General features: G+C 65.3%; 4 protein-coding genes (1 of these 4 only partly in view). 1 reads left to right on the top strand and 3 read right to left on the bottom strand.

Annotated elements, in window-relative coordinates; genetic code table 11:
* From ACGFK1_RS19985 to ACGFK1_RS19995, 3 genes are all read right to left on the bottom strand, one after another.
* Window positions 1–10,839 carry the start of a non-ribosomal peptide synthase/polyketide synthase gene (locus tag ACGFK1_RS19985; protein ID WP_393432930.1) on the bottom strand. 20,277 nt of this gene lie to the left of the window's left edge, so only the first 10,839 of its 31,116 coding nucleotides appear in the window; the start codon lies at window positions 10,837–10,839; its stop codon lies off the left edge, out of view.
* A gap of 31 nt (window positions 10,840–10,870) precedes the next feature.
* On the bottom strand, window positions 10,871–11,095 hold the full coding sequence (locus ACGFK1_RS19990; RefSeq protein ID WP_393432933.1) for an MbtH family protein: 225 nt from the start codon (window positions 11,093–11,095) through the stop codon (window positions 10,871–10,873).
* 143 nt (window positions 11,096–11,238) lie between these two features.
* Entirely contained in the window at window positions 11,239–11,700 is a 462-nt protein-coding gene (locus tag ACGFK1_RS19995; protein ID WP_393432936.1) for a PPOX class F420-dependent oxidoreductase, read from the bottom strand.
* Window positions 11,701–11,758: 58 nt separating this feature from the next.
* Between ACGFK1_RS19995 and ACGFK1_RS20000 the strand changes: the two genes are divergently transcribed.
* Window positions 11,759–12,160 carry a MerR family transcriptional regulator gene (locus ACGFK1_RS20000; protein ID WP_393432939.1) on the top strand — a complete coding sequence of 134 codons (402 nt, stop codon included), beginning with the start codon at window positions 11,759–11,761 and terminating at the stop codon, window positions 12,158–12,160.
* Window positions 12,161–12,165 lie beyond the last annotated feature (5 nt).

Below are 12,165 nucleotides of genomic sequence, written 5' to 3' on the forward strand. Positions count from 1 at the left end.
CGAGTGAAACTGCGTCCACACCTGCCCGGGGGTCAGCTGCACACCGATTTCCAGGCCTTGGAACAGCTGCGTGACGTTGTGTTGAGTAACTGCAACACCTTTGGGCACGCCGGTGGTTCCGGACGTGTAGATGATGTGCGCCACGTCGTCGGGCGCGGGCCCTTGTGGTGGCGTGCTGGGCTGGGCTTCGAGGACGGTGTCAGCCAGATCGTTCAGTGCGACGACGCTGACGCCGAAACCGTCGAGCCGGTCGGCCATCGAGCCGACGGTGACCGCGACGATGGGAGCAGCGTCGCTCAGCATGAACTCGATCCGCGCCGACGGCAGCGCCGGGTCGATTGGCAGGTAGGCCGCGCCAGACTTGAGCACCGCCAGGATCGCGACGATGGCTTCGGCCGAACGCGGAAACACAAGAGCCACCGACGAACCGGGGCCGGCCCCCTTGCCGACCAGCAGATGCGCCAGCCGGTTCGCGGCCTCGTCGAGCTCCCGGTACGTCCAGGAGCTCTCGCCGCACACCAACGCGACCGCCTCCGGGGCGCGCGCCACCTGCGCAGCGAACAGCGCAGGTACCGTCGATTCCGGCGCAGGCCGCGTCAGCACCGCCCGGTTACCCCATCGATCGAGACGACCGTGTTCGTCCTCGTCGAGCAGATCCAGCGATGACAGCCGCCGGTCCGGGTCGGTGGCCAGTCCGATCAGCACTCTTTCCAACCGGCGGGTGAGCGCCTCGACGGTGTCGGCGTCGAAGATGTCCGTACGGAACTCCGCCATCACGTCCAGGCCGGCGGGCTCGCCACTGTCGTCCCAGCGTTCACCCAACGAGAACGCCAAATCCATGCGGGCGGTCTCGGTGTCGACAGGCCACGGTGTCACCTGCAGATCGCCGAGGGCCAAGCCGCCGGCGTCACTCACCTGCCAGGAGAAGTTCTGCCAACCCAACATCACCTGGACCAGTGGATGATGGGTCAGGCTGCGGGTGGGATTCAGCCGTTCGACCAGGACCTCGAACGGCACATCCTGATGTTCGTAGGCAGCCAAGCTGCGCCGACGGACCTGTCCGAGTAGTTCGGCGAAGGTGGGGTCACCGCCGACATCGACCCGCAACACCAGTGTGTTGACGAAGAAGCCGACGAGGTTGTCCAGCGCGTCATCGCGGCGACCCGCGATCGGGAAGCCCACCGCCACATCGGAAGTTGCGCCGATCTTGGATAACAGCGTGGCAAAGGCAGCCTGGATCACCATGAAGCTGGTGGCGTTGTGTTCCCGCGCCACCCGACGGATCAGTTGCTGCACCTCCACCGGCCACTGCATGGTCACCCGCGCACCACGGTGATCAGCCGCCGTCGGATAGGGACGATCGGTTGGAATCTGCAGCCGTTCGGGCAACCCGGCCAGGGCCTCCTCCCAGAACGTCAACTGTGCGGCGATCGGGCTGCTGCTGTCGTCCAGTTCTCCGAGTTGCGCGCGCTGCCACAGCGTGTAATCGGCGTACTGCACGGGCAGCGGTGCCCAGTCCGGGCTGTGCCCGACGCACCGGCTGGCATATGCCAGCCCGAGGTCGCGGACGAGCGGGGTGATCGACCACCCGTCGGCGGCGATGTGGTGCACCGCCACCACCAACACGTGTTCGTTGTTGTTCTGGCGGAAAAGTTCAGCGTGGAACGGGATTTGAGCGGCCAGATCGAACGTGTGTCGCGCCGCGGCGGCGACGGCCTCCTCCAGTCGCGCCGCCGTCCATCCCATGGTGTCAGTTGTCTGCCAACCGATGTCGATGCGGTCGATGGGCAACACCAACTGTTTCGGCGTGCCTTCAGAGGCGACGAACAAGGTGCGCAGGGACTCGTGACGGGCCACCACGTCCGTCAGCGCAGCCCGCAGCGCATCCTCGTCGATCCGACCCTGCAGTTGTAACGCCACCGCCAAGTTGTAGATCGGTGAGGGACCCTGCAGTTGGTCGAAGAACCACAACCGGCTCTGCGCGAACGACAACGGAATGACGGCGGGCCGTTCGGCGGCCAGTAAGGGCTCCAGCCGACACGCGTCTCCGCCGATACGGGGCGCCAATTGGGCAACAGTCGGCGCCTCGAAGACGACCCGCACGGAAAGATCAGCGCCCAGACTGGAATTGACCGCACCGATCAGCCGCATCGCCGACAGCGAGTCGCCGCCCAGATCGAAGAACGACTCGTCCACTCCGACCCGTGGCAGGCCGAGAACTTGGGCGTAGATGTCGGCCAGAATTTCTTCGACCGCGCCGGCCGGCGCGCGGTAGCCATCGCCGTCGGAATACTCGGGAGCGGGCAGGGCCTTGCGGTCCAATTTGCCCGACGAGGTCAACGGCATCTCCTCGAGCACCACGATATGCGGGGGCACCATGTAATCGGGCAACCAAGCGCTGAGCCGCTGCCGCACCGCACTGATCTTCGTGCCGCTGTGGGGTTCGTTGGCTACAACGATGTGCTGCTGCGTGGATTGGTACAGATCGGTGAGTACTGGGCGGCCGGTGCCCACCGGCGTGACGAAGACGGCGTCTACCGTGCCCGGCGCCGCTCCCCATGTGACAGCCACGTAATAGTCGAGGGCCTCGCCGATGCGGTGCAATTGTTCGGGGATGACCGCTGAAGTCTCGCCCGCGACTCGCCGTACAGCGTCGGCCACCGCTTCTCCGGCGTCCAGTGCCGCTTCCAGTTTGACGTCGGAAATCACGCCGACATGCGGGATCTCGGTGATGCGGATGGCGTCCGGCCGCTGCTCGGTCAAGCGAGCCTGCAGTCCGGTCAGATCTGCGCACTGCGCCCACGTCCACGTCGGTACGTCGGCAAGCGAGCGTGCTTGCACGGGCGCCTTGTGGATGATCACGTCATAGCGGTAGCGGCTCAGTTCATTGTCGGCCACGCCACGTTTGACTTGGATGTCCAGCCCGGCCACCGATTCGGTCTCCGCGGCCCACATGGTGAAGAACTCAGGAGCCAACAGCAGTTCTGGTTCACCCAGCAGCGCATGCTGGACCCGTTGGCGGATCACCGCCGCATCGGCGGAGCCTGCGGCGCCGACGCGCGCGATGCTGACTGCGGTCTGGAACGCCTTCTGCAGCCCGTGATTTCGGACGTCACCGATGAACAGTGTCCCACCAGGGGCCAGCAGTTGTACTGCGTTGTCGATGACCTCCGTCAGATATCCGGTGTTCGGAAAGTACTGCACAACCGAGTTCAGGACAATGGTGTCGAAATAGCCTGCCGGCAGCCCAGCGGCGACGTGAGCAGGCCGGGTCATCAGCTGGACGCGGTCACGCCACGGCACCTGCAACTGTGCCAACGAGGTAGTGAGCACCTCGATTGCGGCCTCCGAGATGTCGGTCGCGACATAGCGCTCACATCGCGGTGCGATCTGTGACAGCAACAGCCCCGAGCCAGCACCGATTTCCAAAAGCCGTTGTGGCGCAAGGGCCATGATGCGCGCCACCGTGGCCGACCGCCACTCCTCCATCTCCTCGATCGGAATCGGGTCGCCGGTGTAACTGCTGTTCCAGCCGCGGAAATCGTTTCCGAAGCTGCTTGCTTCGGCATCGGACCCGTAGAGTTCGTCGTAGATGTTCTGCCACTGATCCACGATTTCCGCGTCGTAGCGAGTGTCACGGTTGGCGTCTGAGTGCTCGAAGGTGATGTAGGCGACCAGCTGGGATCCAGCGGCACCGTGGTGCACCGTGGCGGCGGCCTGGTTGACCTGCGGACACGCCAGCAGCGCGCTTTCGATTTCACCGAGTTCGATTCGCTGCCCGCGCAGTTTGATCTGGGTGTCGACTCGACCCAGGTAGTCCAGAGTGCCGTCGGCGGTCCACCGTGCCAGATCACCCGTGCGATACATGCGCGCACCGCGAGCGCTCTGGCCGCCGTGCGGATTGGCCACGAAGCGTTCGGCGGTCAGGGTCGCGCGGCCGGAATAGCCCTGCGCCAACGCCGGCCCGGCCAGATACAGCTCGCCGATCACGCCGACGGGTACCGGGTTCAACTGCGCGTCGAGAACCAGCGTCTGCACGCCGGCGATCGGCCGGCCGATGTTGACCGGCTGGGTGGGCGACAGCGGTGTGCCGGTTGCCCAGATGGTGGCCTCGCTGGGACCGTAGGCGTTGAACATTCGTCTACCGGGCGCCCAGGCATGCACCAACTCCTCCGGGCACGCTTCACCGCCGGTGATCAGCGTTGCGAGGTGGTCGAGGCGGGCCCTGTCCAGCGATGAAACGACCGTCGGGGTCAGCAACGCGGCGCTGACCCGTTGCCGCTGCATCAGTGCGGTCAGCGCCTCACCGGCATACACATCGTGTGGCGCTATCACCAACGCCGCACCTGCGCCGGTGGCCAGCAGCATCTCGAACAGCGAGGCATCGAATGTCGGCGAGGCCGCCATCAGCACCCGTGCGTGCTGGTCCACCTCGCACATAGTCCGTTGAGCCGCAGCCGCTCCCAGTAAACCGGTGTGGCTCACTGCCACACCCTTGGGTTCGCCCGTGGACCCGGAGGTGAATATGACGTAGGCGGTGTTGTTCACGCCAAGCGGAGCCCTGCGGTCACTGTCGATGATCGGTGCTGCGCCCTCAGGGCGGCCCGCCGCGAGGTCGAACCCGTCGATGCGGAGCACCGGACGTGCCCCCGCTCCGCCCACTGCATCGGTGTCGGAGGTCAGCACACATTCCGCCGCCACGGAGTCGAGAACGCTGGCGATCCGTTCGATGGGATGATTTCGATCGAGCGGCACGTAGATGCCGCCGGCCTTGCTGACTGCCCACCACGCCACCACCAACTCGACGCTTCGGTCCATCATCACTGCAACGGCGCGCTCGGGGCCGATACCGACGCCGATCAGCTTGCGCGCCAACGTCGTCGACCACTCGTCGAGCTCACGGTAGGACAGGCTGCGGATGCCGTCGACGACGGCGGTTGCGTCGGCGGCGGCGGCGACTGCCGCGGCCAACAACTGCGGCGCGATCCCGATCGGCGCCTGAATACCCGCGCCCGACCACCGCTGCAACTGCGCCTGCTCGTCGGGGTCGATCAGGTTGATCGACAACAGCTTCCGCGTCGGATCCGCGGTCATCGCCGCCAGGAGCGTGTTGAACCGCCCGATCAGCGCTTCAATGGCCGCCGCGGTGAACACGCCGGTGTCATATTCGACGTGCAGATCGAGTTCGGCGCCCGGCAGGGCTTCCATCGTCAGCGGATAGTGGTTGTATTCGCGATTATTGACCCCGGCAATCGCCAAATCGTCGACGCCCAAGGACGCGCCGACGTCGATCGGGTAGTTCTCGTAGACGAACAAGGTGTCGAACAGCACGTCGTGCCCGGTGGCGCGATGGATTTCGCTGAGTGCCAGATGTTGGTGCTCGAGGGTGTCGTTGTGAGCGGTCTGCAGTTGCTCGAACAGGTCGTTGGCAGTGGTGGTAGCGGTGATGTTGGCGCGCACCGGCACCGTGTTGATGAGCAGACCCACCATGGATTCCGAGTCGTCGACGTCGAGGTGACCCAGCCGGGACCGCGCCGTGCCGAAGGCAACGTCGCGCTTGCCGGTCAATGAGGTGAGCAGAACCGCCCAAGCACCCTGCAGCACGGTGCTGACGGTGGTGTGGCAGGCGCGGGCCAACTGGCTGAGAGCACCGGTGATTTCCGCCGAGACGTGTGATGACGCGAATCCCCGCCGCCCGAGCCCCAAGCGATCGTGCAGCCGTTCCCGGGGGCCCACCAGCGCAGGGTTGTCGAAGCCCGCCAGCACTTCCCGCCACGCGGAGCGGGCAGCGTCCAGGTCTCGCTCAGCCAGCCAGCTGATGAATCTTCGGTACGAGGTGGCTGTGGGCAGCCGCCGACCCGCGTACGCGTCGAAGATCTCGCGCATCAGAATCGGCATGGACCACCCGTCGAGCACGATGTGATGGTTGGTCAGCACAAACCGATGCCGGTCGTCTGCAACGCGGATCAGCACGGCTCGGAACGCCGGCTGATCGGCGAGCTCAGCCACTGCGGACCGTTCGGCCGCGCAGATTCGCTCGATCTCGTCTTCGTCGGCCGCGCCGACCAAATCGTAGTAATGCCAACCGATTACAGGATCGGCCAGAAGCACCTGCACCGGTTCGACGAATTGCCTGCAGAACTGCGCCGCCAAGTGCGGATGACGGGCTACGACTGCGCCGACCGCGTCGCGGAGTCGGTCCGGGTCGAGCGCGCCGGTCAGAGTGAAGTCGAGTTGCACCGCATACATGTCGACGGCATCCAGCGCCGTGCTGGTGTGAAAAAGAAGTCCCTGCTGAAGAGGTGTCAGGGGCAGGATGTCGACGATGCGGTACTGCCGCGCAAGCTCGTCGATGTCCTGCTGGCGCAGCCGCGTTGGTGCGATGTCGGACGGCGTCAGTCCTCCCCCACCAGCTCGCACGTGCGTACAGATACCCGCCAGAGACTCGAACCACAGCCGACTCAGCCGGGCTACTTCAGTGTGGTCGAGCACTGAGGTAGCCCAGGTCCAATCGGCCTGCAGACGTGGGCCCGTTCCGCTGTCGACGGTGGCGGCATTGAGCTCCAGGGTGTGCAGCAGCGGCATCGACACCGCTGAGGCGGCACCCGTCGGCGACAAGCTCTCGAGAGCGGGCCGCCACAGCCCTTCGGCCGAGTCGGCTATCGGAGATCCAACGCGCCCAAGGTAATTGAAGCCGATAGTCGGGTCTTCTCCGTCGAGGACGATGTCGTCGTTGAGGTAGCGGAGGAGGCCGTAGGTCAGCGGATGCGGCAGTGCGCGCAGCTGTTCCTTGACGTTCTTGATCACCGCACCCAAAGCGGCCTCGCCGGCAACGACCTGCTCCCATGTCAGTTCTCCGACAATCAGGGCCACCGGGTACTTGGCAGTGAACCACCCGACCGTGCGCGACAGATCGACATCCGGGATCAGTTCCTCGTGGCGCCCATGCCCCTCGACGTCGAAACGTACCGGCGCCCCGGCCTGCGGACGGTCACGCATGAATTCCGCCGTGGCCAACGCGAAGCCGATCAACAGTATGTCTTGAACCCCGGCGTGGAACGCCGCCGGCACCTCTGCGAGCAGCCTGCCCGTGTTCTCGGTGTCCAGCGTCACCGACAGGCGACCGGCCGTGGCGTAGGTATCGACGTCGCGATGTACGGCGGGCAGCGTGGCCGGCGCCGCGGACACCCGCTTCCACCCGTCGGTCTGTGCTATGACGTCGGGGAGTTGGGCATGTTCAGCGAGCAGCGACGCCCACCGTTGAAACGAGGTACCCGTCGCGGTCAGCGCTATCGGCTGCCCGGCGCGGTGTTGCGCCCAAGCGACATTGAGGTCTTCCAACAGAATTCGCCACGACACGGCGTCGACCGCGAGGTGGTGGATGATCAGCATCAGTTGGCCGCTCGAAGCGGCCCACAACCCGTTGAGCATCACCCCGGCCGCCGGGTTCAAACGCGACCGCGCCGCAGCGACCACGTCGTCGGACAATTCGTCTACCGCATGCAGGTAGCCGCGGGCATCTGCCGATTGTTCGGGCACCTGCAACGACCAACCGTCTGCTCCGTCGTCGACCGCCCGAAGCCGCAGCATCGCGTGCCGATCCATCAAGGCCTGCAAGAGGATTGCGACGTCGGCTTCGGTAACGCCCGGCGGGGCCTGCACCACGACGGTTTGGTTGAACTCGTCCACCGGTCCATCCAGGCCGGCGAGCCACCGCATGATGGGAGTAGCCACCACCGGCCCGACGCCCAGGTCGATGACCTCAGCTTCGCCGTCCTGGACGCCGACCACACGGGCCAGTCGGGCCACCGTCTGCTCGACGAAGACATCGCGCGGCCGGCACGCCAACCCGGCGGCGCGGGCCCGCGCCGCCACCTGCATCGAAAGGATGCTGTCGCCACCGAGTTCGAAAAACGAATCGTCGACCCCGATTTGGGTTGGTTCGACGCCGAGCACCTCGGCATAGATGCCGGCCAGCGTCTCCTCGACCGCGTTGCCCGGCGAACGGTACTCGCCCGCGCTGTATTCCGGCGCCGGTAGCGCCCTGGTGTCGAGTTTTCCGTTTGGTGTCAACGGTAGTTCCGCCAACACCACCACCGCCGACGGCACCATGTAACCCGGCAGCCGCGCAGCCAGCGCCGCCCGCGCCGCGCCCGCGTCGACGCCACCGATGACATAGCCGATGAGTCGCCTGTCCCCGGGGCGGTCCTCGCGGGCGATCACGGCCGCCTGATGCACCCCGTCGAGACCGGCCAAAACTGTTTGTACTTCGCCGAGTTCGATGCGGTGCCCGCGGATCTTGACCTGTTCGTCGGCGCGCCCGATATAGCGCAGCTGGCCGTCGGCACCCCAGTAAACGAGGTCGCCGGTCCGATACATCCGCTGCCCACTGGAGCCGAACGGGCACGCCACGAAGCGGGACCCGGTCAACCCGGCTCTGTGCAGATAGCCCACACCGACGCCGGCTCCGGCCACATACAACTCGCCGACGACGCCAGCCTGCACCGGCTGCAACCATCCGTCCAGCACGAACAACGCCGCCCCTGGCACCGGAGACCCGATGGGCGCCGCACCGCTGCCCGCTGTCAGTGGCGCGCTGATCGCCACATAGATCGTGGTCTCGGTCGGACCGTAGGCGTTGATCATCACCCGTCCCGGCGCCCATTGATCGACGACCTCGGCGGGACAGGCCTCACCGCCCATCACCAACGCGGTCGATTCCAACCCGTCGGGGGCCAACATGCCTATGGCAGAGGGCGTTTGGGTGAGCACATTGACCTTGTGGGCGACCAGCACATCGTGGAAGTCGGCGGGATCGCTTGCGGCCGACTCCGGCACGATCACCAGTCGGCCGCCACGCAGCACCGCCGCGAAGATCTCCCAGACCGAGAAGTCGAAGGCATAGGAGTGCCAATGCGACCACGCCTGCTCGGATGGCGCAGGTAAGCCCCCATCCAACGACGCGATCAACTGCGTCAGATTGTGATGGGCGATGGCCACGCCCTTGGGGGTGCCCGTGGTGCCCGAGGTGTAGATCAGATACGCCAGATCGTCGGCCGAGGGCGAAGGCAGCGCCGCGATGGGCTGCACCTCCGCGGTAGGCTCGGCGGCCCCTTCTGCAGAAACGATGTCGAGACCGACACCGTCGACAAGGTGTGCGAGCTCGGCCGTGGTGACCGCCGCGGCGGGCGCGGCGTCGGTGAGCATGAAGGCGATACGCGCCGGGGGCAGCGCCGGATCTATTGGCAGGTAGACCGACCCGGCTTTCAAGATCCCGAGGATCGCGACCACGGCCTCGACCGAGCGTGGCACGAGCACTGCGACGCGTTGCCCCGCATCGACGCCGCGATTGATGAGCAGATGCGCGAACCGGTTCGACGCGTCGTCCAGCTCTCGATACGTCAGGGACCGATCTTCGCTGCTGATCGCTACGGCGCCTGGGGTGCGGCCCGCTTGCGCGGCGAACATCTCCGGAATCGACACTGGTGCGGCGGACTCGCGCTTCAACGTCGCCCAGTTGCCGAGCTCTTCCAGCCCGGCACGTTCCTGCTGACCGAGCACCGGCACCGAGGACAACTGCCGGCCAGGGTCGATGGTCATCGCGGTCAACACCCGCTCCAGCTGACGGGCCAGCCCCTCGACGTCGACGGCCGCCCGCCCCGCGCCCAAGGTGCTGAGCAGCAGCTCGTCGCCGGCCCCGGAGAAGACGAGTCCGAAGCTGCGACCGAGACCGGAGATCAGAGATGCCGATGCCTCCGCACCACCGAAAGGCACACTGAACCCAGCGGGAAGGAAATCAACCACGACCCTGTCGGCCACCTCGCCGGGATCACGGAGATGCAACTTGCGTTCCAGGGCCTGCACAGGAAAACGCTGATGTTGTAAGGCTTCACGAATACGTGAATCAACGTGGGCACAGAAGTCGGCCACCGTCGACTCCGGGGATATCTGCAGCACCAACGGCACCACGCCGGCGATCATCCCGGGGAGGGTTCTCGACTCCGGCAGCACTCGCCTGCTCACTGGGAAATCGAGCACGACCTCGCGGTTGTTACCGCCCCAGTTCCGAACCACCAACGCGCATGCCGCGGTGATCAGCGTCGACCGGGGCATGTGCCATGCCTCGCACAGCTGCGCGACCCGGGCCAGTATCGCTGGGTTCAGCGGAACGGGCTCAGCGGATCCGGTTGAATTGGCGCCTTCCGGCAAACGATGGTCAGAACCGGCTTGACCCCGGAGAACTTCTGCCCAGTAGGCCTCATCCTCGGTATAGGATTCCGACGATTCGTAATCGGCCTCACAGTCGAGCAATTCCTGCAAAGTTCCGAAAATTGGAGGCGGAATCGGCGCACCTGAGACGACCGCCGAATAAACAGATGCTATCCGCTGGCAAACAAGTCCGAGACCGAGCCCATCGATCACAATGTGGTGGCAGCAGACGTACAGATAGGCTTCGTCCGCCCGAGCCTTGAACAGCAGGAACCGGAAGAGTTGGCCGTCCATGGGTAGCGGCGTCCGCTGAATGGACAACGCCATCTCCCGCGCTTCGCGCATCGGCTGGGTCGTGTGACCCAAGTCGATGACGGACAGCTCGAAATCCGCATGATCGAACGGCCGCTGATACACCTGGCCGTCCGCCTCGAAGAAGGTCGAGCGAACAGGCTCGGCCTCGGCGACCACCCGCCGGGTCGCCCATTCGAGCGCATCCTGCTCGACGGCACCGTGAATTCTTACGAAAAGCCCGAGCTGCCACTCCGTTGCCTCACGGCATGTTTCCTGCGCGAGCCAGATGTCCAGTTGTCCGCGCGTGATCGGCAACGCGTGGTCGTCAAAATCCATCCACTACCCTCGAATTGCGACGATGGAATGCTCAGCCACGCTGGCTTTCGGCCAACCTATCGCGCAAACTCTTGGGCCTGATATCGGTCCACTCCCGCTCGATGTAGTCGAGGCATGCCGCCCGGTCCGCTTCGCCGAAGACCACCCGCCAGCCCTCGGGCACGTCGGCGAATGTCGGCCATAAACTGTGCTGTTCCTCCTCGTTGACCAGCACGAAGAAGCTGCCGTTGTCGTCGTCGAACGGGTTGGTACTCACAGTCGCCTCCAAAAGAATTGACGTTCAAGGCAATTGACGCTTCGTGCGCAAATTCCCCGCTGGCGAATGCTACCGGAAGTTTGAAGCTGCAAGCTTCCTGGATGGGTACGGCACGGCGCGACCCGCATTCACACGGACGACCGTCACCGAAACTCGACTCGGACAATTGCGCTGTCGGGCCACACATTTCGGTCGAATGCCCGCCGGAACTTCTCCCGCCACCGCAGATCCTTGTGCACGTTGGCCACGCCGGGGATCTTGATCAGAGGCACAACGTTCCACTGCCACCCGTACCGTCGATGCAAGGCATCATTGGCCAACGTGGCCTCGCGGCCGGACAGTATCGTCGCTCGACCGGCGAACCTGCCGGCCCCGCGGACGATCCGTCCGCGGTGGTCGCAGGCGGTGAGCTCGACCTCGGGGCGTGCGACCAGCCGCTTCGTCTTCGGCCCCACCTTGGTCCGGAAGACCAATCCGTTGCCGTGTAGGTCGAACCATATCGGAGTGTCGACCGCACTCCCGTCGCGCCGGTACGTCCGCAGCATCGCGTAGCGAGCGCGGCTCAACTCATGGACAAGGTCGACTGACTGTGGGTGCTTCTGCATGTCTATAGTGAACGACTTAGAGTTGACTCTAAGTCAAGCCCCGGATTGAAGGATCACGATGACCCGCACCCTGACGATCGGCGCACTGGCTCAGCAGACGGCCGTGGCGGCCACCACCCTGCGCTACTACGAGCGGATCGGCCTCATCCGCTCCCCCGAACGCGTCGGCGGTCAGCGCCGCTACGACGAGTCGATCGTCGCGCGCCTCGAGGTGATCAGGCTGTGCAAGGCCGCCGGATTCGCACTCGACGAGATCCAGCTGTTGTTCGCCGACGACGCCTCCGGCCGGCCCGCGAGTCGCGCGCTCGCGGAGACCAAACTGGCCGAGATCGACGTGCGCATCGACGAGTTGCAACGCGCACGTCAGATCATCGAGTGGGGCATGCGTTGCACCTGTCCGTCGATCGACGACTGCACCTGCGGTATCCACACAGTCAAGCCCTTCGATACGTCACGGTGACGATT

It is taken from the genome of Mycobacterium sp. NPDC048908 (assembly GCF_043197955.1).
Taxonomy (GTDB): domain Bacteria; phylum Actinomycetota; class Actinomycetes; order Mycobacteriales; family Mycobacteriaceae; genus Mycobacterium.

What these genes read in the sequence shown, in the direction of transcription:
- ACGFK1_RS19995 (WP_393432936.1), bottom strand. Translation starts at nt 11,700, where the DNA reads ATGCAGAAGCACCCACAGTCAGTCGACCTTGTCCATGAGTTGAGCCGC.
- ACGFK1_RS20000 (WP_393432939.1), top strand. Translation starts at nt 11,759, where the DNA reads ATGACCCGCACCCTGACGATCGGCGCACTGGCTCAGCAGACGGCCGTG.